The 23,509-nt window shown below is 61.7% G+C and carries 22 protein-coding genes and 1 pseudogene; 13 read left to right on the top strand and 10 right to left on the bottom strand.

Annotated features, from left to right (window positions below; all coding sequences use genetic code 11):
• Positions 1-276: 276 nt before the first annotated feature.
• Both M5G18_RS05095 and M5G18_RS05100 read right to left on the bottom strand, forming a co-directional pair.
• Positions 277-1,119: an NAD-dependent protein deacetylase gene (locus tag M5G18_RS05095; RefSeq protein WP_273897155.1), complete on the bottom strand. Its 843-nt coding sequence runs from the start codon at positions 1,117-1,119 to the stop codon at positions 277-279.
• A gap of 82 nt (positions 1,120-1,201) precedes the next feature.
• Positions 1,202-2,248, bottom strand: coding sequence for a class I SAM-dependent methyltransferase (locus M5G18_RS05100; RefSeq protein ID WP_273897156.1), 1,047 nt, complete (start codon positions 2,246-2,248; stop codon positions 1,202-1,204).
• Between the two features lie 1,279 nt (positions 2,249-3,527).
• On the opposite strand from M5G18_RS05100, the gene M5G18_RS05105 reads away from it, so the two are divergent.
• Both M5G18_RS05105 and M5G18_RS05110 read left to right on the top strand, forming a co-directional pair.
• The gene (locus tag M5G18_RS05105; RefSeq protein WP_273897157.1) at positions 3,528-4,367 is read left to right on the top strand and encodes an HvfB family MNIO-type RiPP peptide maturase; all 840 of its coding nucleotides are present in this window, start codon (positions 3,528-3,530) and stop codon (positions 4,365-4,367) included.
• Positions 4,360-5,109, top strand: a complete 750-nt coding sequence (locus M5G18_RS05110) for an HvfC family RiPP maturation protein (protein WP_273897158.1) — start codon at positions 4,360-4,362, stop codon at positions 5,107-5,109. Before M5G18_RS05105 ends, M5G18_RS05110 begins: the two co-directional genes overlap by 8 nt.
• 59 nt (positions 5,110-5,168) lie before the next feature.
• On the opposite strand, the gene M5G18_RS05115 is transcribed toward M5G18_RS05110, so the two are convergent.
• Both M5G18_RS05115 and M5G18_RS05120 read right to left on the bottom strand, forming a co-directional pair.
• Positions 5,169-6,476, bottom strand: a complete 1,308-nt coding sequence (locus M5G18_RS05115; RefSeq protein ID WP_273897159.1) for an ATP-binding protein — start codon at positions 6,474-6,476, stop codon at positions 5,169-5,171.
• The gene (locus tag M5G18_RS05120) at positions 6,473-7,213 is read right to left on the bottom strand and encodes a response regulator (RefSeq protein ID WP_011333526.1); all 741 of its coding nucleotides are present in this window, start codon (positions 7,211-7,213) and stop codon (positions 6,473-6,475) included. Before M5G18_RS05120 ends, M5G18_RS05115 begins: the two co-directional genes overlap by 4 nt.
• Before the next feature lie 306 nt (positions 7,214-7,519).
• Here M5G18_RS05120 and M5G18_RS05125 point away from each other — a divergent pair, with 306 nt between their 5' ends.
• From M5G18_RS05125 to M5G18_RS05135, 3 genes are all read left to right on the top strand, one after another.
• On the top strand, positions 7,520-7,789 hold the full coding sequence (locus M5G18_RS05125; protein ID WP_007956290.1) for a DUF2790 domain-containing protein: 270 nt from the start codon (positions 7,520-7,522) through the stop codon (positions 7,787-7,789).
• Positions 7,790-7,818: 29 nt separating this feature from the next.
• Entirely contained in the window at positions 7,819-8,115 is a 297-nt protein-coding gene (locus tag M5G18_RS05130) for a hypothetical protein (protein ID WP_273897160.1), read from the top strand.
• 77 nt (positions 8,116-8,192) lie between these two features.
• Positions 8,193-9,407, top strand: coding sequence for a cytochrome c biogenesis protein DipZ (locus tag M5G18_RS05135; protein ID WP_085607559.1), 1,215 nt, complete (start codon positions 8,193-8,195; stop codon positions 9,405-9,407).
• Between the two features lie 18 nt (positions 9,408-9,425).
• Here the strand turns inward: M5G18_RS05135 and M5G18_RS05140 are convergent, their stop codons facing one another.
• Positions 9,426-9,887, bottom strand: coding sequence for a GNAT family N-acetyltransferase (locus M5G18_RS05140; protein WP_115077336.1), 462 nt, complete (start codon positions 9,885-9,887; stop codon positions 9,426-9,428).
• A gap of 229 nt (positions 9,888-10,116) precedes the next feature.
• Here M5G18_RS05140 and M5G18_RS05145 point away from each other — a divergent pair, with 229 nt between their 5' ends.
• Positions 10,117-10,389, top strand: a complete 273-nt coding sequence (locus M5G18_RS05145) for a DUF4242 domain-containing protein (RefSeq protein ID WP_007957179.1) — start codon at positions 10,117-10,119, stop codon at positions 10,387-10,389.
• Positions 10,390-10,414: 25 nt separating this feature from the next.
• Positions 10,415-11,227 (top strand): class I SAM-dependent methyltransferase, encoded by an 813-nt coding sequence (locus tag M5G18_RS05150; protein WP_007957178.1) that lies wholly within the window; start codon positions 10,415-10,417, stop codon positions 11,225-11,227.
• 41 nt (positions 11,228-11,268) lie between these two features.
• Here M5G18_RS05150 and pcsA read toward each other — a convergent pair whose 3' ends face one another.
• The 3 genes from pcsA to M5G18_RS05165 all read right to left on the bottom strand — a co-directional run bounded on the left by pcsA (position 11,269) and on the right by M5G18_RS05165 (position 14,909).
• Positions 11,269-11,991, bottom strand: coding sequence for a phosphatidylcholine synthase (pcsA, locus tag M5G18_RS05155; protein WP_115079921.1), 723 nt, complete (start codon positions 11,989-11,991; stop codon positions 11,269-11,271).
• A gap of 190 nt (positions 11,992-12,181) precedes the next feature.
• A complete protein-coding gene (locus tag M5G18_RS05160; protein ID WP_273897161.1) occupies positions 12,182-13,483 on the bottom strand; it encodes a cation:dicarboxylate symporter family transporter in 1,302 nt (433 codons plus the stop codon).
• A 70-nt stretch (positions 13,484-13,553) separates the two neighbouring features.
• Positions 13,554-14,909, bottom strand: a complete 1,356-nt coding sequence (locus tag M5G18_RS05165) for a class-II fumarase/aspartase family protein (RefSeq protein ID WP_273897162.1) — start codon at positions 14,907-14,909, stop codon at positions 13,554-13,556.
• Positions 14,910-15,026: 117 nt separating this feature from the next.
• On the opposite strand from M5G18_RS05165, the gene M5G18_RS05170 reads away from it, so the two are divergent.
• The 5 genes from M5G18_RS05170 (at position 15,027) to ligD (ending at position 21,656) form a co-directional block, all read left to right on the top strand.
• Complete coding sequence (locus M5G18_RS05170; RefSeq protein WP_273897163.1) at positions 15,027-15,761, top strand: GntR family transcriptional regulator; 735 nt, start codon at positions 15,027-15,029, stop codon at positions 15,759-15,761.
• A gap of 92 nt (positions 15,762-15,853) precedes the next feature.
• Positions 15,854-16,582 (top strand): tellurite resistance TerB family protein, encoded by a 729-nt coding sequence (locus M5G18_RS05175; RefSeq protein WP_273897164.1) that lies wholly within the window; start codon positions 15,854-15,856, stop codon positions 16,580-16,582.
• Positions 16,583-16,750: 168 nt separating this feature from the next.
• Entirely contained in the window at positions 16,751-18,127 is a 1,377-nt protein-coding gene (locus tag M5G18_RS05180; RefSeq protein WP_273897165.1) for an iron-containing redox enzyme family protein, read from the top strand.
• Positions 18,128-18,138: 11 nt separating this feature from the next.
• Positions 18,139-19,092 carry a methyltransferase gene (locus M5G18_RS05185; RefSeq protein ID WP_273897166.1) on the top strand — a complete coding sequence of 318 codons (954 nt, stop codon included), beginning with the start codon at positions 18,139-18,141 and terminating at the stop codon, positions 19,090-19,092.
• 17 nt (positions 19,093-19,109) lie between these two features.
• Positions 19,110-21,656, top strand: a complete 2,547-nt coding sequence (gene ligD / locus M5G18_RS05190; protein WP_273897167.1) for a DNA ligase D — start codon at positions 19,110-19,112, stop codon at positions 21,654-21,656.
• Here ligD and M5G18_RS05195 read toward each other — a convergent pair whose 3' ends face one another.
• Complete coding sequence (locus M5G18_RS05195) at positions 21,657-22,058, bottom strand: hypothetical protein (RefSeq protein WP_273897168.1); 402 nt, start codon at positions 22,056-22,058, stop codon at positions 21,657-21,659.
• Between the two features lie 114 nt (positions 22,059-22,172).
• Positions 22,173-22,487, bottom strand: a complete 315-nt coding sequence (locus M5G18_RS05200; protein WP_007957157.1) for a DUF2388 domain-containing protein — start codon at positions 22,485-22,487, stop codon at positions 22,173-22,175.
• 248 nt (positions 22,488-22,735) lie between these two features.
• Between M5G18_RS05200 and M5G18_RS28990 the strand changes: the two are divergent.
• A pseudogene (locus M5G18_RS28990) lies at positions 22,736-23,494 on the top strand (MCP four helix bundle domain-containing protein); the annotation flags it as partial.
• Between the last annotated feature and the right edge of the window lie 15 nt (positions 23,495-23,509).

A 23,509-nucleotide genomic window follows, 5' to 3' on the forward strand; every position in this document is an offset into this window, starting at 1 on the left:
CGCCCAGCCCTCTCCCGGAGGGAGAGGGAGACGACCGAGGTGTCTCGCGTCATACATCGACCTGAAAAATCGAGTCGAATATGGACTCACGGCGAATTAGTTCACGTCGGCGTCGAGGTGACTTACGTGGATTCAGGCCTTACAACTCTTGATGGATCAACTCGATATTTCAGGTCGATGTACCTCTAAAGTACAACACGGTCAGTTCCCTCTCCCTCTGGGAGAGGGCTAGGGTGAGGGGTTAGGGATCGCAAGCCGGACATCTCCCTCCCGGCATCAACCATTCATCGCTTGAGCCAACAGCGGCAACAACGCCTCACAAGACGCTTCAATCTTCAAATCCAGCAGCTCATCCGCCCGCGTCTTCCCCAGATTGATCGCAATCAGCGGCTTTCCACGATCCGCAATCACCCGACACAGGCGAAACGCCGAATACGCCATCAACGACGAACCAACCACCAGCATCCCGGCAGCATTTTCCGCCAGCGCCATGGCCCGCGCCGCCGTAGGCTGCGCCACGTTCTCACCGAAAAACACCACGTCCGGTTTCATCCGTTCGCCTGCGCAATACGGGCAGTGTGGCACCTGGAAGCGTGCCTCGAACGCCGGGTCGAGCAGGGTGTCGCCGTCCGGTGCCTGCACGGCATCGACGCCGGCCAGATACGGGTTCTGCTTTTCCATCAATTGCTGGATCGAATCCCGCTCGCTGCGCTGACCGCAATCCAGACACAGCACCCGGTGCAGGCTGCCGTGCAGTTCGACGACATCGCGACTGCCGGCCTGATCGTGCAGGGTGTCGACATTCTGGGTAATCAAACCGCCGATCCGGCCTTGGCTTTGCAGACTGGCCAGCGCCTCATGGGCGGCGTTCGGCCGTGCCTGGCGAACGCGCGGCCAACCGAGCATGGCCCGGGCCCAATAGCGGCGGCGCGACTCCGGGGCAGCGAGGAATTCCTGGTACATCATCGGCTGCCGGCCACGGCGCACACCGTCGGTGTCGCGGTAGTCCGGGATGCCTGACGGCGTGCTGATGCCGGCGCCGGTCAGCACAATGAAGTCGCCGTCGGCCATGACCTGTTGCAGATAGTCGAGCGGGTCGGGGAGGGGACGGTCGAGCATGATCAGCGCTCCGCAGGCTGTAGGTGCCTTGCAGGTTAGCACCGACGGACGCCTCTTTTCAGAGGCGTCCGCTGCACGATGGTTACTTGCGCGCCTCCAGAATCAGGTTGAACGGCGTCTGCGTCGCCCGCCGGAAGTGTTTGAAACCCGCTTCGGTAAACACTTTGCGCAAGCGCGATTCTCCCGCCTGCGCACCGAGGCCGAGTCCCACTTCCTGGGACAGCGAATTTGGCGTGCAGATGAACGTTGACGCGGCATAGAACAAGCGCCCGACCGGCGTGATGTTTTCGTCCAGGGTGTCGTTGGCAAACGGCTCGACCAACAACACCGTGCCGTCGTCCTTCAAGCAATCGTAGGCATGCCGTGCCGCGCCGACCGGATCGCCCATGTCGTGCAGGCAGTCGAAATAGCAGATCAGGTCATAGTCATCGCCCGGATAGCTTTTCGCCGTGCCCTGGAAGAACCGCGCGCGACTGCTGACGCCGCCTTCTTCGGCCCGTTGGGTGGCGACGGTGATCGAAGGCGCGTGATAGTCGAAGCCGACGAACCGCGAGTTGGGATAGGCCTGAGCCATGATCACCGTGGACGCACCGTGACCGCAGCCGATGTCGGCGACCTTGGCGCCTTCTTCGAGTTTGGCCACCACGCCGTCCAGCGCCGGCAGCCACTCGGCAATCAAATGCCCCTTGTAGCCGGGGCGGAAGAAGCGCTCGGTGCCGGTGAACATGCACGGATGGTGATCGCCCCAGGACAAGGCGCCGTTGCCGCGCATGGCTTTGACCAGTTTGTCCTTGTCATGGAAAAACGACGCCACTACGCCGAGGCCGCCGGCCACGTACACCGGCGAATCTTCCTTGGCCAGGGCCAGCGCCTGTTCTTCCGGCAGGCGGAATTTGCCGTCGTGATGTTCCATGTAGCCGGACGCCGCGTGGGCGCTCAGCCATTCGCGCACCAGGCGCGGATTGCAGGTGGTTTTTGCAGCGAGGGATTCGGGGCTGATCGGCTGGCTGTCGGCCATTGCCCGATACAGGCCGAGTTCTTCGCCGACAATGACATTGGCCAGCATCGCCGCGCCGCCCATGTCGTTGACCAGTTTGCCCATGAATTCGTTGAGTCTGGCCTCGTCCATTTCATGTGCTCCTTTGACAGGATCACAGTCCGGTGGCGTTGGGGGTCGAGGCATTCACCACCGGGCGGTGGTCGTGGAAACGGGCAGGGCGACACTGCTGTCCTGCGTCCCCCTCGACTGGGTACTGATTGAGTCTAGCCGTTGTTGGCGCCGGTGGGAGCGGGTTGCGTTGATTTCGAGGCTGTGAATCGTTGTGTATCGCGACGGTGCACTCTTCCACCTTAGCGTGGGCTCCCGAATTTGATTCCGCTAAGAGGCCAAGACAAAGCGCCGGCCCATGTCCGCCTGGAGCAAATGATGGCGAAAAAAAACCGCCTTGCGGGGCGGTTTTTTAGCAAGCCTCAGATTGCGGCTGAGGCTTAGTGCGTCTCACCGGAAGCACTGGCGTAGAAGTCATGTTATTGAGCTTTTCCTATCCTTGCAACGTAATTTTTACCCACAATGAGTGGGTGTATTTGAGATCCTGGAACGTGTTTTCAGCACCTGATGTAGGAGGATAGTGCTGACAGAAATAACGGTTTACAAAATGCGCGCTTCTTTCATTTAAGAATCACTGGGCCGAGACTTACCACCTGCGATTCTGGGTTAATATGCCCGCGCTCACACCCTGGTGCAGCGGTAGGGTTTGGCTGGTGGCCTAACGGTTTCACGCCCTCTGACACGGTTTTGCATCCGTGCCGGAATGATGATTCGGAGGGATTTCAACCGGCCGCCTCACCGGAAGTACTGGCGTGTTCTTCCGAAGGTACGCGTGATCCGGTAAGTGCGCTGGAGGTTTGGCCCCAAACCTTGGAGGCCAAAACGTATGAAGCTTTTGTTGCGTACGTTGAGCCTCGTATGGAGATTGTTGAAAGCGTTTCGCTTTTACGAGTTCCTGCGAGACCACTTTGACGACCTGAAGTAACGGTCGTTGATGTGGGGAAAAGCCCGTGTCAGTTTCGGCTGATGCGGGTTTTTTTTGTTTCATTGATCTGTCAAAAATGATAATTCAATAAGATGGTTCTCGTGCGAAGGTAGGGCATTTCGCCGGCATCTGTAGGTGTCATCCGTAAGCTCTGGATATACAGGGTTGTATGTACAGTTTTTGAGTTGGTTTAAACCGATGAACTCGCCGTTCACGAAGAAGGGCAGCGAGTCTGTATCCCATTGTGTACAGGCCCGCCGCCGATACAAAACCCGCCACTTCCCGCGCATTGTCCACACAGCCGCGATACACCCGCCGGTTTAACTGAGCCTGTCAGTCGCCACGCCCGGCGGCTCCTCAGCAGAGATCTTGCCCATGCAGATTCCCCACCCCACCTTGCAGGCCAGTGTCGGGCTCGGCCTGCGTCGCGGCCTGATGAAAGACCTGCAAGCCGCTCGCACCGGCGATTTCGACTTTCTGGAAGTCGCCCCGGAAAACTGGATCGGCGTCGGCGGTGCCCATGGCGCCGCGTTGCGTGAGCTGGCCGAGCGGTATCCGTTGTCCTGCCACGGATTGTCGTTGTCGCTCGGTGGCTCGGCGCCGCTGGACGTCGGTTTTCTCCGGGAAGTGCGGACCTTTCTCGATCATCACAAGGTGCCGCTGTACAGCGAACACCTGAGCTATTGCAGCGACGACGGTCACCTCTACGACTTGTTGCCGTTGCCATTCACCGAAGAAGCGGTGCACCACGTCGCCGCGCGGATCCGCCAGGCCCAGGACATTCTCGGCCGGCGGCTGGCGGTGGAAAACGTTTCCTATTATGCCGCGCCCCGGCAGGACATGGACGAAGTGACCTTCACCAACGCCGTGCTACGCGAGGCCGATTGCGACCTGCTGCTGGACGTGAACAACGTCTACGTCAATTCGATCAACCACGGTTTCGATCCGCAGACGTTTCTGGCCGCCATCGAGCCGGGCCGGGTGGTCGGCATGCACGTGGCCGGGCACTTTGATGAGTCCGACACGCTGAAAATCGACACCCACGGCGCCTCGGTCAAACCGGTGGTCTGGTCGTTGCTGGCCGACGCTTATGGCCGATTCGGCGCGCAGCCGACCTTGCTGGAGCGAGATTTCAATTTTCCGGCGTTTTCTGAACTGGTGGCCGAACTGCAAACCATCCGCCGTCTGCAAACCGAAGGAGGTCCGCGTGGATAATCTTCTGCTGCAACAACAGGCCCTGACCCGCTACCTGCGCGATCCGGACCACGAATCGCCACCCGCCGACATGAACGCGGCGCGGGTCAATGTCTATCGCGATCTGGTGTTCAACAACGTCTCGCAACTGCTGGGCGGTACGTTTCCGGTGCTGATCCGGATCATCGGCCAGGAACGCTGGCGCACATTGATTCGTGGCTTCCTGCGGGACTACCGCGCGCAGACGCCGAAATTCGGTGAGATCGCCGAGGAGTTTGTCGGTTACCTCGCGTCGGAGCCGGCGGTGTTGAATGACGGAAAATGGCCGACGTTTCTGGTGGAGCTGGCGCACTACGAGTGGGTGGAAATGGTGTTGCAGCAGTCCGACGCCGAACCTTTGCCTGCGAGCGATCCGGCGCAGTTGCTGGAGCAGTCGTTGCAGGTTTCGGCACTGGCCTGGCCCTTGGCGTACACCTGGCCGGTGCAGATGCTGGGGCCGGATCATCAACCGGCCACGCCACCAGCCCAGCCGACGCTTTTGCTGGTGCGGCGAACCACGGACTGGAGTGTGAAGTTTTCCGAGTTGAGCCCGCTGGCGTGGCGGTTGTTGCAGCGGATCGAGGAATTCCCGTTGCTGAGCGGTCGTGAGCAACTGCAAGGGTTGGCGTTGGAGGCGGGGTTGCAGGAAAAAGTGTCATTCATGGACAGCGGTCTGGCGTTGTTGCAGCAACTGCATGAGGACGGGGTGATCGGCATCAACTGATCTCACCGACAACAAAAAGCCCTGTGAGAGCATTGGCTCCCACAGGGCTTTTTGTTGGTTCAGGCCTGTAGCGGCAGTTTCAGCTCCGCACACAACCCGCCACCTTCGCGATTGCTCAGCGTCAGCGAACCGCCCAGCGCCATCGCCAGTTGCTGGGCAATCGCCAGCCCCAGTCCAGTGCCGCCGGTGCTGCGGTTGCGCGAGTTTTCCACGCGGTAGAACGGCTCCATCACCTGGGCCAGTTCCTCTTCGGCGATGCCCGGGCCGCGATCCATGACCTTGATCGAGAGGCCGCTCTTGTCGCGCTGAATCAGCAACTCGGCAGCCCCGGCGAACTTCAGCGCGTTGTCGGTCAGATTGACCAGCACCCGGCGCAACGCGTGGGGGCGGGTGTCGATGACCGCGTCACTCTTGCCGCTCAACTGCACTTCCTTGCCCATGTCCTGATAGTCGAACACCAGGCTGTCGAGGAACGAATCCAGGTTGGTGCGCCGGCTTTCTTCGGTCGAACCATGGATGCTGCGGGCATAGGCCACGCCTTCGCGCACCAGATGTTCCATCTCGCCGAGGTCGTTCCACAGTTTGTCTTTCTCGGCCGAATCGTCCATGAACTCTGCCCGCAGTTTCATGCGGGTGATCGGGGTTTGCAGGTCGTGGGAGATCGCCGCGAGCAGTTGCATGCGCTCTTTCAGGTACGCGGCGATGCGCGCCTGCATCGAGTTGAAGGCGCGGGCGGCGTAGGCCACTTCGTTCGGGCCTTTTTCGTCGAGGTTGATCGGGTGAGCGTTGGGGTCGAGGGTTTCCACCGCGTTGGCGAGGCGGGTGAGGGGGCGGATGGCGATGCGCACCGCCAGCCAGGTGCAGGCGAGCATCAGCGCCAGTTGCCCGAGCAACACCACCGGCAGCCACGGCGACAGCGGCACCATCGACGGACGCACATCGATGGTCACCGGGCTGCCGTCGCTCAGGCGCAGGTGGCCCTGAAAGTGTTTTTTCGGGCCGGGAATGTCGGTGAAGGTCAGCGGGTACGCTTCGCCGATCGCATCGGTGATCGAGGTCACCGCAATCGGCACTTCACCCGGACCAATCGGCGTGCCCGGCTCGCCTTCGCTCAGCAGATAACCGTAGTTGTTACGCGCCAGGCGCTTGAGCCACATCGGGCGCTCTTCGGCGGGCAGGCGATCGAGGATGGCAATCGAGGTCGAGACGTCGGTTTCGAGGTTGCCGAGCATGGTGTTCTTCGCGCTTTCGTAGCGCTCGTAATATTGCGCGCCGAACGACAGCGCCTGAGCGAGGATCAGGCCGATCAGGAAAATCAGCGACAAGCGGGAGGCGAGGGTGCGCGGCCAGCGCAGGGCAACATTCATGCGGGGGCTCCGAGGACTTCGACCGGCAGCGAGAACACATAACCTTCGCTGCGCACGGTCTTGATGTAGGCCGGTTCGCGGGCGTCATCCAGCAGGCGCTGGCGCAGACGGCTGACCAGCAGATCGATGGAGCGGTCGAACAGATCGGCGTCACGGCCCTGGGTCAGATTCAGCAACTGATCGCGGCTCAACACCCGTTGCGGATGGTCGAGGAACACCCGCAGCAAACGGTATTCCGCGCCACTCAGCGCGACCATGGTGCCGTCCTTGTCCAGCAGATGCCGGGCCGACGTATCGAGCTGCCAGCGACCGAACGCCAGCAGCCGGCCGCTTTCGGTGACCACCAGATTCGGCGGCAGCATTCGTGTGCGCCGCAGCACGGCGTTGATCCGCGCCAGCAGTTCGCGAGCGGCGAAGGGTTTGGTCAGGTAGTCGTCGGCACCCATTTCCAGGCCGAGGATGCGGTCGGTTTCATCATTGCGCGCGGTGAGCATCAGAATCGGCGTGGCCTTGTGTTTGCCCGAGCGCAGTTCGCGACACAGCAGCAGGCCATCGTCGCCGGGCATCATGATGTCGAGCACGATCAGGTCGACGGTGTTGGCTTCCAGGAAACTGCGCATCTGCCGGCCATCGGCAACCACCGTGGTGCGCAGGCCGTTCTTCTTCAGGTAATTGCCGACCAGTTCGCGAATCTCGCGGTCGTCGTCGACGATCAGGATGTGATCGACATGTTCCATGGGGCCAAACCTCAATCAAAGGGGATTGCCGGGCAGTCTATCGAGCCTGCGCGAGGCCGCCTGCCTGCCTTTGTATTGCAGTGTATCCAGCGCTGTGACGGATACACGCCGACGCAAAAAGCGGATTTTTACAGGGTTTTGTATCGCTGTGTATCCCGGACGCGCGTGGATACGTAGCGATTTATACACGGCATTTGCCGACACATGCGCGATACCTCGCGAGCTTTAAATGAGCTCCATCGAGGCACACACAGAACGCCTCGGCCCACTCAACGACTCAACCATTGAAGCCCCGAGGAAAACGCCATGAACACCAAGACCAAATCCATCGCTGCCGCCTGCCTGTTTGCCGCTTTGAACATCTGCACCCTGTCGGCCCGCGCCGAAGCCGATGTCACCCCGCAAACCTACTCCTACGGCAGCCACCTGGACATCCAGAAAGTCGTGTCGCTGAAACAGGACAACTCGATGACCTGCGGCATCGTCGACGCCCGCCTGACCTACCTCGACTCGGCCGGCAAGACCCAGGTGCTCGACTACCGCAAATTCGCCGACGGCTGCAACGAAGACAACTGATTACCCACCTCTATAAAAGGAACATCGCCATGAACAACGTAACGCGCTATCTGACCTCTGTTGCCTTCTCCCTCGCCGGCGTCGCGGCCCACGCCAACGCGGCCGTCGAACAGAACAGCTGTGGCAGCAGCACCTGCTTTCAACTGGCCCCGGCGGCCAAGCCGGGCAGCGACGCCCTGATCGCGGCCGACGGCGCCAGCCGCACACCGCAGGGGCAGAGGGTCGCCGCCGACGGTTCCAGCCATACGCCGCAAGGCCAGATGGTGGCTGAAAACGGTGCCAGCCGTACGCCGCAAAGCCAATGGCTGGACAGCCAGACGGCTTGAGGATTGAAGGGGGCTGCCCGTAACGCGCGGCCCCCGATCCACTCAACAGACCACCCCTCATTCAAAAGGTGAACCTCATGTTTCTCATCGCTTTCCTGGGCGGTCTGTTGACTGTCCTCAGTCCGTGCATCCTGCCGGTGGTGCCGTTTCTGTTCGCCGGTGCCGACCGCACCCGTTCTTCGATCCTGCTGACCCTCGGCGGCATGGCCCTGACGTTTGCCCTGATCTCCAGCCTGGCGGTGGTCAGCAGCGAGTGGGTGATCGAGGCCAGTAACACCGGTCGCCACATTGCGCTGGCGGTGATGGTGCTGTTTGCGCTGTCGCTGATTTCCGCGCGCATCGGTGACTGGCTGGCCCGGCCCTTCGTGCTGTTGGGCAACCGCCTCGACCCGGACAGCCGGAAAAAGGCCGGTCCGATGGCGTCGATCATGATTGGTGTCGCCACCGGTCTTTTGTGGGCACCGTGCGCCGGGCCGATCCTCGGCGTGATCCTCACCGGTGCCATGCTGCAAGGCGCCAACGCCCAGACCAGCCTGTTGCTGCTGGCCTACGGTGCAGGCAGTGCGCTGTCGCTGGGGACGCTGATCTTCGCCGGTCGCGGCCTGGTCAACCGGCTGAAACCGTCGATTCCATTCACCGGCTGGTTCCGTCGCGGTGCGGGTGTCGCGGTGCTGGCGACGGCGGCGGTGATCGCCACCGGTGCCGACAACCTGCTGTTGGCCAACACCTCCTCCCAAGGCGTGGCGTCGGTCGAGAAAAGCGTGCTGGAAAACGTGCCGAAGGTGGTGGACTACTTCGTCAGCAAAGTTCGTGCGGACTCGACCGAAGACGAGGCCGGCAAGGGCGCGATGCCGTCGCTGTCCGGCGCGGTGCAGTGGCTGAACTCGCCGGAACTGACGGCTGAGTCCCTGCGCGGCAAAGTGGTGCTGGTGGACTTCTGGACCTACGACTGCATCAACTGCCAGCACACCCTGCCGTACGTGAAGGAGTGGGAGAAAAAGTACGGCAAGGACGGTCTGGTAGTGATCGGCGTGCACACCCCGGAATACGGCTACGAGCGGATCATCGACAACGTCAAGGATCAGGTGAAGAAGCTCGGCATCACTTACCCGGTGGCCATCGACAACAACTACGCGATCTGGCGCAACTTCGATAACCAGTACTGGCCGGCGCATTACCTGGTCGACGCCAAGGGGCAGGTGCGTTACACCCACTTTGGCGAAGGCAGTTATCAGGCGCAGGAGCAGATGATCCAGCAACTGCTCAAAGAGGCCAAGGCGCCGGCTGCGTAAACCGCAAAACTCAATGGCTCACAGGTCGCGCACCATGAGCCATTGTTCGTTACCCCAGGCGTGAAAACGCTCCAGCACCGTCCAGCCGCGTTTGGCGTAATAGTCCTGTTTGCTTTGGGTGTGCAGGTAGAAACGCGGCAGGCCCCGGTGTTTCGCTTCTTCGGCAATCCCCTCGATCAGCCTTTCTGCCAGACCCTGGCCGCGTGATTCAGGGCTGACCAGCACACAGGCCAGCCACGGCCCCAGATCCGGTCGAAGGGCAAGGTCCGCCCGGGCCAGTGCCGCACCGCCCAGCAGTCGATCCCCGTCCAGCGCAATCAGGCAACGCCAGTCGCCATTGGTCTGGCCCTCGGCAAATTCGCGCTGCCATTCGGCCAGGGGCTGCTCGGCATATTCGTAATGAAACTGGCGGTGGATCCACGCCGCGTAAGTGTCGCTGTGCTGCATGTGATCGGCGAGCCATTCGAAGCGCAAGGACATGATCGAATTCCGTTCCGGGGGAGGGCCTGCATGAGAGCCGATCAGCCGGCGCGTTGGCAACCCCCGACAGTGTTTCGAGGCTTTTACATAATCCCGCCATTCATCGGCCAGCGCCCGGTTTTACGGGCTCTCCGGACGATTGGCAGGGACGCCGCACAGCGCCCGCGCGATAGTGGGCGAGCAGGGCCGCCAACGGTTCTGACATCCATAAAAAGAAAGCGAGGTTGCCATGCCGAAGTTCGTGATTGAACGCGAGATTCCAGGAGCCGGAAAGCTATCGGAGCAAGAACTCAAGGCCGTATCGCAAACGTCCTGCAACGTGCTGCGTGAACTCGGGCCAGAGGTGCAGTGGCTGCAGAGTTATGTGACGGCCGACAAGATCTATTGCGTGTATATCGCACCCAACGAGGAACTGGTGCGCGAACACGCCAAGCGTGGGGGATTTCCGGCCAACAGCGTGTCCCGGGTGACGAGCATCATCGACCCGACCACCGCCGATTGACCCCTCTGCCGCGGAGCACCTATTCATGAGTACCCCCATTGATCTCACTGCCCTGAAGGAACGCCAGAAAGTCGCCTGGGCCAGTGGCGACTACGCCGTGATCGGCACCACCTTGCAGATCGTCGGCGAAACCCTCGCCGAAGCCTGCGACCTGCGCTGCGATGAGGAAGTGCTGGATGTGGCCGCCGGCAATGGCAATGCCACGCTGGCGGCCGCGCGCCGTGGTTGTCTGGTGACGTCCACCGACTATGTCGCGGCGCTGCTGGAACGCGGCCAGGACCGGGCGCGCGCCGAGCATCTGGACGTGACCTTTCAGGTCGCCGATGCCGAAGCGCTGCCGTTTGCCGATTCCAGTTTCGACGCGGTGCTGTCGACCTTCGGTGTGATGTTCGCCCCGGATCAGGCGAAAGCGGCCAAGGAGCTGGCGCGGGTCTGTCGTCGTGGCGGCCGGATCGGTCTGGCCAACTGGACACCGGAAGGCTTCGTCGGCCAGATGTTCAAGACCCTCGGCCGGCATCTGCCACCGCCACCCGGTGCGCAACCACCCTCGAATTGGGGCGCGGAAGCCTGGCTGCATTCGCACTTCGACGATCGCCAGTTCCAGGTGCAGGTGACTCGCCGCCACTTCAACTTCCGCTACCGCTCGGCGGCGCATTTCATTGATGTGTTTCGCCACTGGTACGGCCCGGTGCACAAGGCGTTCGCGGCGTTGCCGCCGGAAAGTGGGCAGGCGCTGGAAGGGGATTTGACGCAACTGATCGACGGGCTGAATCGGGCGGGGGCGGAATCGATGGTGCTGCCGAGTGAATATCTGGAGGTGGTGATTACCAAACGCTGAAGCCATTGTGGGAGCGAGCCGGCTCGCTCCCACGGGTTTTTCTATTTCAGATGCGCACTGTCAAACCACTCCAGCGCCGTGCGCCAGATGCAGATGCCGAGAAAATACGCCGACGCCAGCAGCCACAGGCCCATCACCAGCGGGTTGATCACCGGGTGGTTCAGCACCAGCGACAGACTGCACAGCAACCAGATCGCCGTCACCGCAATGTTGATCGGCATGAACCGGCGAACCCGGAACGGGTGCAAAAACTTCATCCGGGTCACGGTCAGCAGCGCCAGGCCAATCACCGTCAGGAAGGTGATCCAAGGCCCCGGATCGATGATGTACAGACACAGCGCAACCACGTTCCACGCAGCAGGGAAGCCGACGAAGTAGTTGTCCTTGCTCTTCATGTTGACGTTGCAGAAGCAGAACAGCGACGACACCAGAATCAGCGACACGGTCAGCAGCAGGGTGTAGTCGGGCAGGGGAATGTAGCGATAGATGAACAGCGCCGGGATGAACACGTAGGTCAGGTAATCGATCACCAGATCGAGGATCGATCCGTCGAAGCTCGGCAGCACCGACTGCACGTTGACCTTGCGCGCCAGCGCCCCGTCGAGGCCATCGACGATCAGCGCCACGCCCAGCCACATCAGGCAATGGGTCGGCTGGTTTTCCAGCAGGGCAAGGGTGGCCAGAAAGGCGGTGACCACGCCGGTCGCGGTGAAACCATGGGCGCCCCAGGCCTTGAGCCTGGCGATGTGGACGGTCGATATCACGAAGGCGTTCTCCAGAAAGTGCAGCAAGCCGCGTAGACCCTTGGGCAGCAAGGGTGGCGACTAACCGGGTCGGGGTTGCAGCTATCGACCGGTCGGGCCGGGTCAAGGTTCACCCATTCTTGAAGATTAGCTGGCCCTGAAAAAAATACCCCGGCGTGGCCGGGGCATTTTTATGTGACATCGGTAACCGTCAGAGCGCGGCTTCCGGACTGCGCCCGAACACCCGGTTGTATTCAGCCTTGGCGGTCTGCTCGGTGAACTCGCCCGACCACTTCGACACCACCACGGTGGCCACGCTGTTGCCGATGGTGTTGCACGTGGCGATGGCCATCGACATGAAGCGGTAGACGCCGAACAGCAGCGCCAGACCTTCCACCGGCAGTACGCCAATCGCCGTGACGGTCGCGGCGAACACCACGAAGCTGCCACCGGATACCGCCGCCGCGCCTTTGGAGGTGACCAGCATGATCGCGATGGTGCCCAGTTGTTGCTCCCAGCTCATCGGCACCCCGTAGGCATTGGCGATGAACAGCACGCACAACGACATATAGATGGACGTACCGTCGAGGTTGAACGCGTAGCCGGTGGGCAACACCAGACCGACGCTCTGTTTCGAGCAACCGAACTTCTCGAGTTTTTGCAGCAGACGCGGCAGGGCGCTTTCCGACGAAGCGGTGCCGAGCACGATGAAAATCTCATCCTTGATGTACTTGAGGAACCGCCACAGGCTGAACCCGGAAATACGGCAGACCGCACCCAGTACGACAAAGATGAAAAACGCCACGCCGACGTAGAACATCAGCACCAGATTGGCCAGTGACATCAGCACCGCCGAGCCGTTGCTGCCGACTGCGTAAGCCACCGAGCCGAAGGCGCCGAGCGGGGCGAATTTCATGATCAGGTTAATGAACTCGAAGAAGCACTCCGAGACCCGGCTAAGACCATCCTCGATCACGCTGCGGCGTTCCGGTTTCAACGCCAGCAGGGCGAAGCCGAACAGCACCGAAATTACCAGCACTTGCAACAATTGCCCGCCGGCAAAGGCGCCGACGAAGTTGTCCGGGAAAATCCCGTAGATGAAGTCCAGGGTCGACGCCGGGGCATGGCCCTTGGCGACGGCGGCACTGGCGGCTGCGGCGGTGGCGCTGCTCGGGTGAGCGTCGTGCATGCCGGAGCCGATGTTCAGCAAATTGCCCCAGAGCAGGCCGATGGCCAGGGCGATGGTCGATACCAATTCGAAGTAAATCAAGGCACGCAGGCCGACTTTGCCCACGCGTTTGATGTCGCCGGCCGAGGCGATGCCGTGGACCACGGTGAAAAACACCAGCGGCGCGACGGCGGTCTTGATCAGCTTGAGGAAGATGTCGCCGAGGATCTTGAAACTGGCCGCCAGTTCCGGCGCCAGGAAGCCGAAGGCAATCCCCAGCACCATGGCGGCGATCACCTGAAAGGTCAGGTCCTTGTACAGCGGTTTTTTGTCGGGGGTGGTCATGTCTGCGGTCTCGTTGTTGTTATTGGCGAGCGATGGGCAGAGGGCTCGCGAGCGGCGAGCCCGGTGAGGATCAGCGTTTGACCGAACCCTCACGCGCCAGGGCGATGTCGACCATCTGCGGCGCAAGGCCCAGGTAGTTGGCCGGATCGGTCAGGCGCTTGAGTTCCTCGACATCCAGTTGCGCGGTGGCCTCACCCTGGGCCAACAGCGCGTCGAGCAGGCTGGTGCCCTGATCGTTGGCCATGCGGCAGGCGGCATAGACCACGTCATGCGCAACCTGACGACCGAGTGCTGGCGCCAGCCCCATCATTACGGCTTCGGCGACGATCAGGCCCTGGGTCATGTCGAGGTTTTTGCGCATGCGCTCGGTGCGCACTTCAAGGCCGGCGAGCATGAACTTCGCCTGACCCAGCGAGGCAGCGCTGAGGGCAAAGGCTTCCGGGATGGCGATCCATTCGGCTTGCCACGGACCGGTGGAGCGCTCGAAGTCCTGAATCATCGCGTCGAGCATCAGACCCGCCTGCTGGCGCACGCCTTTGGCAGCGGCATACATCAGCTCGCAGGAAATCGGATTGCGCTTTTGCGGCATGGTGCTGCTGGCGCCACGGCCCTTGACGAACGGCTCATACACTTCGCCCAGCTCGCTGGTCATCATCATCATGACGTCGAGGGCAATCTTGCCCAGCGAGCCGGTGACCAGACCGAGGAAGTTCAGGGTTTCTGCCAGACCATCGCGGGCGACGTGCCAGGTGGCTTGCGGCACGCCCAGGCCCAGTTCGGCCATCAGCGCTTCCTGCACTTCCAGACCCTTGTCGCCAAGGGAGGCGAGGGTGCCTGCCGCGCCGGCGAACTGACCGATTTCCACCCGTGGACGCAGCTCTACCAGACGTTCGGCATGGCGGTCGAACATGCTCAGCCACACCGCGCACTTGTAGCCGAAGGTGATCGGCAGTGCGTGCTGCAAATGCGTGCGGCCGGCCATCGGCGTGTCGCGATAGCGCTTGGCAAGGTCGGCGAGCAACCCGCGCACCGATTGAATGTCGCGCTCGACGATGGCCAGCGCAGCGCGGACTTGCAGGACGACGGCAGTGTCCATGATGTCCTGGGTGGTCGCGCCCCAGTGCACGTAACGGCCGGCTTCACCGCAGGTTTTCGACAGCTGTTCCACCAGCGGCAGGATCGGGTAACCGACGATTTCGGTCTCGTGCTGCATCAATGCCAGATCGAGCGAGGCATAGGTGGCCAGCTCGGCAATCTGCTCGGCGGCAGCCGCCGGGATCACGCCGCAGCGCGCTTCGGCCCGGGCCAGGGCGACTTCCACTTCAATATAGCGTTCGATCAGGGCTTGGTCGGAAAACACGCTGCGCATCTCGGCGGTGCCGAACATGTCGCGGAACAGGGCGGAGTCGAAGACAGTGCTGGACATGAGGGAATCCTGAATATGTTTGTTATTGATCGGACATATTTATTATGTCCGTACATAATTCTTGCGCCCTCGCTGATACACTGTCAACTCGCTTAACCATCGGGACTGATGAAAGGTATGAACACGCGCTATGCGGTCGTTGCAAAAGACTTGATGGAGGGCATCTCCAGCGGTCGCTATCCGCTCGGATCGCTGCTGCCGACCGAGTTCGAACTGTGCGAGCTGTACGACGTGAGCCGGCACACCGTGCGGGCGGCCATTACGCAGTTGCAGAATCAGGGGCTGGTCTCGCGGCGCAAGCGGGTCGGCACCCGCGTCGAGTCCATCTCGCCCAAGGGCGGGTACTCGCAGTCGCTGGCCTCGGTGTCCGACCTGGTGCACCTGGCGGAAACCCAGATGCGCAGCATTCAGAACGTCACCCGTTTTGTCGCCGACATCGCCCAGGCCCGACGCCTGGGCATGGAGCCGGGCGAACATTATTTTTGCGTGTCGAGCATTCGCGTCGACGAGCAGAACCGGCGGGCGCCGCTGTGCTGGACCGATGTCTACGCGCAGGAAACCTACGCCGAGGTCATCGAACTGGCCGAACAGCATCCGGACGAACTGATCGCCGCCCTGATCGAGCGCCATTTCGGCCGGCACATCGACGTGGTCGACCAACAGGTGCGCGCGGTGTTGCTGAGTCCGGAGATCGCCAAAAGCCTCAACGCCGAAGCCGGGTCGCCGGGGCTGAACATCATTCGCCAGTACCGTGACGAGGACGGCGCCCTGATGGTGGTATCGGAAACCACGCACCCCGAAGACCGTTTCACGCTGGTGACACAGATGCGCCGGGAAAAGAGTCCGGGTTGATGCCCGGCGTCAGCCCAACGGTGCTGGCACATCGCATCAAGAGGACTATCGTTGCCTGACGCAGTCATACCCCTTTGCCTGAGGACGACGTCATGAACACCAGTGATCTGCTCGAACAACTGCTGCGAGGCCAGGCCTCGGCGGGACAACAAGGTGGCGCGTCGGCCGGTGGGGGACTGGGCGGTCTTGGCGGATTGCTCGGTGGTCTGCTGGGCGGTGGCGGCACCAGCGGCGGCGGTTCTCCGGCTGGCGGGCTCGGTGGTCTGGGCGGGCTGCTCGGTGGACTGCTTGGCGGTGGCGGGGCGCTCGGCGGGACGCAGAGTCGTTCCGGCGGGACCAATTACGCAGCACTCGCCTCGCTGGGCATGATGGCGTTCCAGGCGTATCAGGCCTGGCAACGCAGTCAGGCTTCTGCTGCGCCGCAGCAAACCCCGCAAACCGCCGATCTGCTGTCCGGCCCGCAAGTCGAAGAACACAGCCACGCCGTCCTGCGTGCGTTGATCGCGGCAGCCAAGGCTGACGGGCGGATCGACGAGTCGGAAAAACACCTGATCAGCAGTGAAATCGGCAAGCACACCGATGACCCGAACCTGCAGCAATGGCTCGACGACGAAGTCGCCAAACCGCTGGACCCCACCGAAGTCGCCCAGGCGGCGCAGAACGATCCGGCCATGGCCGCCGAAATGTACCTGGCCAGCGTGATGCTGGTGGACGATCAGCAGGACGCCGAGCGCAATTATCTGGATGAACTGGCGGCGGCGTTGCAGATCGACCCCGAGTTGCAGGTTCACCTGGAGCAGCAGGCCAAGGGCACGGCCTGACCGCAAAACCTCGCAGCCTTCGAGCGCTTCTGTTCACGCCAGTGGCGTGCCGAAGGCTCCGTCCGTCCGGGCAAATTTAACGTCGATTGAATTTTCGGCAGGCGCCGCCTCTCTGCTGCATTAGAGGCGAGTGACTCAGCGTCCTGCCAATCGATCGAGAATATTGCCATGACTGTCCTGACACGCCTGCAAGGTGCATCTGCCCAATCGCAACCGCTCGATTTACTGGGTGAGTGGCGGCGCATTCATACAGCGCTTTTATCCGACGAACCTCCGCAGCCGCTGGCGAGCGCCTTTCTGCAACACCATCTCCAGCACGCCGCGCAATTGAAGGAAGAACTGCCGTCGGATCCAGCGCTCTGGCACGCCTGGGTGGCGCAGCACTGCGCCGACGTCGCCCGGCAATATGCCGACTACCTGCAACAACGCAAGGCTGGAGGAGCTCGGCAGTTCTTCAGTTGCAAGGCTCACGCGCTGTATTTCCTGCAAGCGGTGGCGCCCACCAAGCTGGTTGATGGCGCCTGGCTTTACGGTTTGCTGGCCCAATGGCGCGATCCGCGCTTCAGCAGTCTGATCAGCACCTATCTGGAAGAACTGGGCGAGGGCAATCCGGCGCAGAATCACGTGGTGATCTACCGGCAACTGCTCGCCGAACACGGTCTGGAGCCCGGCAGCCCGCTGCCCGACGAGCGCTATCTGCAAGGCGCGCTGCAATTGGCCCTCGGTGCCGGCGGCATGGATTTTCTGCCAGAGGTGATCGGTTACAACCTGGGTTACGAGCAACTGCCGTTGCACCTGCTGATCAGCAGTTACGAACTCAGTGAACTGGGGATCGATCCTTACTATTTCACCCTGCACGTGACCATCGATAACGCCAGCACCGGTCATGCGCAAAAAGCCGTTCAGGCCGTGCTTGATCTGCTGCCTCTGGAGGCTGATCGCAGTGATTTCCTGCGCCGGGTATCGCTGGGCTATCGGCTCAATGACCTGGGGCAGGGCAGCCGCGCAATCATCGAGGGGTTCGACCTGGAGCGCGAATTGTTGGCGATGCTTGAGCGCAAGTGTCCGTTCGCTCAGCACATGCACTCCGACTATTGCCGCTTCGAAGGCAAGACCGTCAATCAATGGCTGGCCGATCCGCAGCAATTGCCCGGGTTTCTGCAAGCCTTGCAAGACAAGGGCTGGATCAAGCGCAACGAAGATCCGCAGGGCAGCCGCTTCTGGCAATTGATCGATGGCGATGGTGCCGCGATGTTCGGCGTGTTCAGCGCCTATGAAAAACAACTGGTTCACGACTGGATTGCCGGCGACTGGGTTTCTGCAGACAACCCCGTCTTGGTCCGCCGCCGCCCTTCAGTCCCTGCGCCGATCGAGGTGCCCGAACAGGACCCCGATGTGCAGCGCCTGAATGCGGCACTTCAGGAGCAGGACGCTCACACCCAAATCGCAACGTTGATCCCGTGGCTCGCACCGGCACGCCATGCCCATCCGGCCGGGCTGCTCGCCACTCGCCGATTCATCCAACTCAAATCCGGCCTGCGTTAAGGAAGTCATCAATGAATCAGGAAGAACAACTGTCCGCCAACGATCTCGTGCTGCTGCAACTGGGGCGGCGCTTGCAGGCCGACGGCTATCGTTTCATCACCCCGACGCCGCTGACTCATCAACGGGTCAACCAGCGCGACGAAGGGCAGGCCGCCGATTGCCTGCGGGATGTGTTCGGATGGTCGCGTCCGTTCGAACCGGGCCTGCTGTCTGCCGATGAACAGCGGCAATTGCAGGAAGCCCAGGTGATCGATGAGTTCGACGGGCGCTTGAAGAGCCGGGTGCGCTGGTCGAGCCTGGACGATCTGCTTTTCGTGCATTCCGGATTTCCCACCGACGCAGCCGATTCGGTGTTCTTCGGCCCGGACACCTATCGCTTTGCTCAACTGATTCACAGCCATTTGCAGCAGAACTTTGCGCCCATCCACCGGGCGGTGGACATTGGTTGTGGCGCCGGAGTCGGTGCGATCCTGATTGGCCGTGCCCGGCGAGAAGCGCAAGTGCTGGCGGTGGATATCAACCCCGCCGCGTTGCGCCTGACCACGATCAACGCGGCGTTGGCCGAAGTGGCCAATGTCGAAGTATGCGCCAGTGATGTACTGCAAGGCGTCGACGGTGAATTCGACCTGATCGTCGCCAACCCGCCCTACATGGCCGATCCGGCCGGTCGAGCTTACCGCCACGGTGGCGGGACGCTGGGGGCGGGTCTGTCGCTGCGGATCGTCGAGCAGGCGCTCAATCGCCTGACAGTGGGCGGCTCGTTGCTGCTGTACACCGGCGTGGCGATGGTCGATGGCCGCGATCCCTTCCTCGATACCGTATTGCCACGGATGGATGAAAAACGCTTCGGCTGGACCTACCGCGAACTCGATCCCGATGTGTTTGGTGAAGAGCTGCTGAATCCAGGCTATCAGCGCGTCGACCGGATCGCCGTGGTCGCACTGACTGTGACTCGAACAGGCTGAAACAAGGCAGGTGCAGGATGAGCAGGAATCTCGACGACTACAACCGGATGCGCGATTTTTCGGCGACCTCTGAACCGGCGGCTGAACGCCGTCGGGGCAAGAAATCCGCCGGCGACCATGCCCTGCAATTCTGCATTCAAAAACACGATGCTTCGCACCTGCATTACGACTTTCGCCTGGAACTCGACGGCGCGCTCAAGAGCTGGGCGGTGCCCAAGGGCCCGTCGCTGGATCCCAAGGTCAAGCGGCTGGCGGTGCACGTCGAGGATCATCCGCTGGACTACGCGACATTCGAGGGCAGCATTCCCGAGGGGCATTACGGCGCTGGCGATGTGATCGTCTGGGATCGCGGTGTGTGGATTCCGCTGGAAGACCCGGAAAAGGCCTACGCCAAGGGCAAGCTCAAATTCGAACTGCAAGGCGAGAAGCTCGCCGGGGTGTGGAATCTGGTGCGCACCCACATGCCGGGCAAGAAAGAGCAGTGGTTTCTGATCAAGCATCAGGACAGCGCCGCGCGCCCGCAAAGCGATTACGACGTGCTGGTCGCCGAGCCCGACAGCGTCCTTAGTGAACGCACGATCGTCGACAAACCCAGCCTCAGTGCGAAGCAGGTCAAGCCGCTGAAAGCCTCGCGGAAAGTACCGCGCAAGCCGGCCTCGGGCAAACTTGCCGGGGCGCACAAGGCCAGGATTCCCGCGCAGCTCAAACCGCAACTGGCCACCCTGGTGGAGAGTGCGCCGGAAGGGGATTGGCAGTACGAAATCAAGTTCGACGGCTATCGGATCATGGCGCGCATCGATCAGGACGATGTGCAGTTGTTCACCCGCAATGGCCATGACTGGACGCACAAATTACCGAAACAGGCGCAAGCCCTCGCGGCGCTGGGTCTGGAATCGGCGTGGCTTGACGGTGAGATGGTCGTCGCCGACGCGGACGGCGTGCCGGATTTTCAAGCCCTGCAAAATGCGTTCGATGCGGGCCGCAGCGAAAACATCCTCTATTACCTGTTCGATCTGCCGTATCTCAACGGTGTCGATCTGCGTGAAGTGCCGGTGCAGGAACGGCGCGCGGCGCTGGCCACGGTGTTGAAAGCTCATGAAGATCCGCTGCTGCGCTTTTCCGAAGCGTTCGACGAAACCCCGCAGGCGTTGCTCAACAGCGCTTGCCAGATGCGCATGGAAGGGCTGATCGGTAAGCGCCTCGGCTCGCCTTACGTGTCGCGCCGCAGCAGCGACTGGATCAAGCTCAAGTGCAAGCATCGCCAGGAATTCGTGATCGTCGGCTACACCGATCCGAAAGGCGCGCGCAGTGCGTTCGGCGCGCTGTTGCTGGGTCTGCATGATCGTGACAGCGGCGAGTTGCGGTATGCCGGCAAGGTCGGCACCGGGTTCAATGAAACCACCCTCAAGAGCATTCTCACGCAGCTCAAACCGTTGCGGGTGAAGAAAGCGGCGGTGGTCAATCCGCCCACGGGATTTGAGGCCAAGGGTGTGCACTGGCTCAAACCGAGTCTGCTGGCGGAAGTGGCGTTTGCCGAAATGACCCAGGACGGCTCGGTGCGCCACGCCGTGTTCCATGGCCTGCGCGAGGACAAACCGGCCAAGGACATCACCGAGGAGCGCGCCAAACCGATGAAGACGTCAAAGGCTCAATCTACCGCGCCGTCCCAATCCGATCTGGCCGACGGCAAGGTGCGGATCACTCACCCCGACCGGGTGATCGATGCCAGCAGTGGCACCACCAAAATGCAGCTGGCCGAGTATTACGCCAGCGTCGCCGAATGGATTCTGCCGCAGCTCAAGGATCGCCCGGTGGCGCTCGTTCGTGCACCGGACGGTATCGCCGGTGATCTGTTCTTCCAGAAGAACGCCGAAAACCTGGCGATCCCCGGCATCCGCACGCTCGACAAGGAGCTGACCGGCCAGCCGGTGATGCTGATCAACAACGCCGAAGCCTTGATCGGCGCGGTGCAGATGAGCACAGTCGAACTGCACACCTGGAACGCCACCACGACGGATCTGGACAAGCCCGACCGCTTTGTACTCGACCTCGACCCGGATCCGGCGCTGCCCTGGAAAAGCATGGTCGAAGCCACGGCGCTGACCCTGACCGTGCTGGACGAGTTGGGCCTCAAGGCGTTCCTCAAGACCAGCGGCGGCAAGGGTATTCATCTGGTGGTGCCGCTGACCCGCAAGCATGGCTGGGACGAGGTCAAGGATTTCAGCCATGCCATCGTCACTCACATGGCGAAGTTGCTGCCGGAGCGTTTTTCTGCGGTGTCCGGGCCGAAAAATCGGGTGGGGCGGATCTTCATCGATTACCTGCGCAACGGTCTGGGCGCCACCACTATCTGCGCCTATGCAGCGCGTACTCGCGAAGGGCTGCCGGTGTCGGTTCCGCTGTTTCGGGAGGAAGTCGGGGAGATCAAGGGCGCCGATCAATGGAACGTGCGCAACGTTCACGAACGGCTGGCGGAAGTGGGCGATGAGCCCTGGGCGGACATCAAGAAAACCCGGCAGAGCATCACGGCCGAGATGCGCAAGCGGGTGGGCATGAAGAAATGATCAGGTGCCGCGCAGCAAATCGTGGGCGTTGAGCAGGTCGAAGGCGACTTGCGGATTTTTCTTCAGCCCCCGGCGAATGGCGGCCGGTATCGACTGTTGAGTCTTGCGGCACAGGCCTGGGAACTCCTGAATCCTGATTTCGATCCCGAGCATGGTTTTCACCACGGTGTCACCCGGTGAAATGTCCACGCGAATGCCCAACTGCTCGAACATCCGGCGTTGAAGACGCTCCAGGTCAGCCAGGCTTTGGAGATTTTCCAATCGATCGAGCAGGCGCTTTTCTTCCTGACGAGTCAGCAGCAGGATGCGTATATCCGCGCCGGGCAGTTCCAGCAACGGCTCGCGCCCGCAAGTGCAGGCTCCGGGCGGGCAGGGGGAACGGATCGGGGCAGAAATCGTCATGGCCTCCATCATAGAGGCCGTTCGACGGTTTTGCCCATGGTCGTTCGCCAGCCGTCCATCGGCAGGGCACAACGGTGGCGAGTCCGTCAGCCACCATCATCGAACGTGCCGTGGTTACTGCGACAGACCTTCGTAGTGAACCAGGATGGCATTGGCCAGCTCTTCATCGCTGGCGTTCAGGCCGGGATTTTCCTGACGTACCTGTTGCAGCACCGATTCCAGATACACGCCACGGATCGTTCCGCCGCTGGCGACGAATGCGGACAAGTCGTCACGGGCCGGAATCACCATTTTGTGATCCTTGAAGGTCGAGTACAGCGAGGCCGAAACCCCCGCCGAAGTGGCGACATCCCCTGCGTCCACGCGGGCAAGGGCCGAGCCGAACGGCAGGCACAGCATGAGAGACGAAACGAGTAATAAACGGCGCATGACGGTGTTCCTCCAGCAGCGTAAAGCGAAAAGGAAGTACCACATAATGTGAGAGGTGCCGGACGGTACGGGAGTTCCATGCGCCGGGCCGGGCGGTAGCGGGCACAGAACGAGAACCGCCGCACAGTCCTCATTTTTACCGGATGTAACGACACACCCTGCGACGCTCTAAAGCGGCGGATTCACCCAAATAGGCTTAACTGAAGCGTTGAAAGGCGCCGTGTGGCGCGACCAGGGAGGAAATCACGGTGTCGATCAAACTGCGTTTGGTGTTGCTGATTGCGACCAGCCTGCTGACGGCGTTGATCGTGAGCCTGGTCAGTTACGTCGGCAATCAGCGGATGGCTTCGGCGGTCGGTGACAACGCGGTCAGCATGAGCGCGCTGCGCAACCACATGGAAGCCGACATGATGCACGACGCCCTGCGTGCCGACGTGTATTCGGCAATGCTGGTGGGGCTGGGCAAAAGCACGAGCACGGCGGATGAGGTACGCAGCTCGGTCGAAGAGCATGCGGCGCATTTTCGCGAGGTGCTGGGTGAAAACCTCAAGCTGCCGGTGAACCCGACGATCAGGTCCGCGCTGGAGCAGATCAAGCCGAGTCTCGACACCTACATCAGTGCCGGCGAGCAGATCGTCGGTCTTGCACTGGAAAACCCGGACAGCGCCCAGCAGCATCTCGGCACCTTCAGCACCGCATTCAGCCAGCTCGAAGAACAGATGGCCGCCCTCAGCGAGCTGATCGAAACCAATACCCGGCAGACCAGCGAAGGCACCGAAGCGGCGATCCACAACGCCAATGTCGCGCTCGGCATCGTTCTGATCGCCAGTCTGTTGCTGCTGTTGGCCCAGGGTCGCTGGGTGATCCTGAGCATCATGGGGCCGCTGAAATCCGCCAGCCGCATCGCCGAAAGCATCGCCCACGGCAACCTCAGCGAACCGATCGCCGAACCGTCCGGCAAGGACGAAGCCAGTGCGCTGATCCGCACGCTGGCCACCATGCAGCGCGACCTGCGGGACATG

This window comes from Pseudomonas aphyarum (assembly GCF_028657055.1).
In the GTDB taxonomy this organism is placed as follows: domain Bacteria; phylum Pseudomonadota; class Gammaproteobacteria; order Pseudomonadales; family Pseudomonadaceae; genus Aquipseudomonas; species Aquipseudomonas aphyarum.

Excerpts from the sequence above, each read along its gene's own strand:
- M5G18_RS05095 (WP_273897155.1), bottom strand. The coding sequence starts at position 1,119 with ATGCTCGACCGTCCCCTCCCCGACCCGCTCGACTATCTGCAACAGGTC.
- M5G18_RS05100 (WP_273897156.1), bottom strand. The coding sequence starts at position 2,248 with ATGGACGAGGCCAGACTCAACGAATTCATGGGCAAACTGGTCAACGAC.
- M5G18_RS05105 (WP_273897157.1), top strand. The coding sequence starts at position 3,528 with ATGCAGATTCCCCACCCCACCTTGCAGGCCAGTGTCGGGCTCGGCCTG.
- M5G18_RS05115 (WP_273897159.1), bottom strand. The coding sequence starts at position 6,476 with ATGAATGTTGCCCTGCGCTGGCCGCGCACCCTCGCCTCCCGCTTGTCG.
- M5G18_RS05120 (WP_011333526.1), bottom strand. The coding sequence starts at position 7,213 with ATGGAACATGTCGATCACATCCTGATCGTCGACGACGACCGCGAGATT.
- M5G18_RS05125 (WP_007956290.1), top strand. The coding sequence starts at position 7,520 with ATGAACACCAAGACCAAATCCATCGCTGCCGCCTGCCTGTTTGCCGCT.
- M5G18_RS05130 (WP_273897160.1), top strand. The coding sequence starts at position 7,819 with ATGAACAACGTAACGCGCTATCTGACCTCTGTTGCCTTCTCCCTCGCC.
- M5G18_RS05135 (WP_085607559.1), top strand. The coding sequence starts at position 8,193 with ATGTTTCTCATCGCTTTCCTGGGCGGTCTGTTGACTGTCCTCAGTCCG.
- M5G18_RS05140 (WP_115077336.1), bottom strand. The coding sequence starts at position 9,887 with ATGTCCTTGCGCTTCGAATGGCTCGCCGATCACATGCAGCACAGCGAC.
- M5G18_RS05145 (WP_007957179.1), top strand. The coding sequence starts at position 10,117 with ATGCCGAAGTTCGTGATTGAACGCGAGATTCCAGGAGCCGGAAAGCTA.
- M5G18_RS05150 (WP_007957178.1), top strand. The coding sequence starts at position 10,415 with ATGAGTACCCCCATTGATCTCACTGCCCTGAAGGAACGCCAGAAAGTC.
- M5G18_RS05160 (WP_273897161.1), bottom strand. The coding sequence starts at position 13,483 with ATGACCACCCCCGACAAAAAACCGCTGTACAAGGACCTGACCTTTCAG.
- M5G18_RS05165 (WP_273897162.1), bottom strand. The coding sequence starts at position 14,909 with ATGTCCAGCACTGTCTTCGACTCCGCCCTGTTCCGCGACATGTTCGGC.
- M5G18_RS05170 (WP_273897163.1), top strand. The coding sequence starts at position 15,027 with ATGAACACGCGCTATGCGGTCGTTGCAAAAGACTTGATGGAGGGCATC.
- M5G18_RS05175 (WP_273897164.1), top strand. The coding sequence starts at position 15,854 with ATGAACACCAGTGATCTGCTCGAACAACTGCTGCGAGGCCAGGCCTCG.
- M5G18_RS05180 (WP_273897165.1), top strand. The coding sequence starts at position 16,751 with ATGACTGTCCTGACACGCCTGCAAGGTGCATCTGCCCAATCGCAACCG.
- M5G18_RS05185 (WP_273897166.1), top strand. The coding sequence starts at position 18,139 with ATGAATCAGGAAGAACAACTGTCCGCCAACGATCTCGTGCTGCTGCAA.
- ligD (WP_273897167.1), top strand. The coding sequence starts at position 19,110 with ATGAGCAGGAATCTCGACGACTACAACCGGATGCGCGATTTTTCGGCG.
- M5G18_RS05195 (WP_273897168.1), bottom strand. The coding sequence starts at position 22,058 with ATGACGATTTCTGCCCCGATCCGTTCCCCCTGCCCGCCCGGAGCCTGC.
- M5G18_RS05200 (WP_007957157.1), bottom strand. The coding sequence starts at position 22,487 with ATGCGCCGTTTATTACTCGTTTCGTCTCTCATGCTGTGCCTGCCGTTC.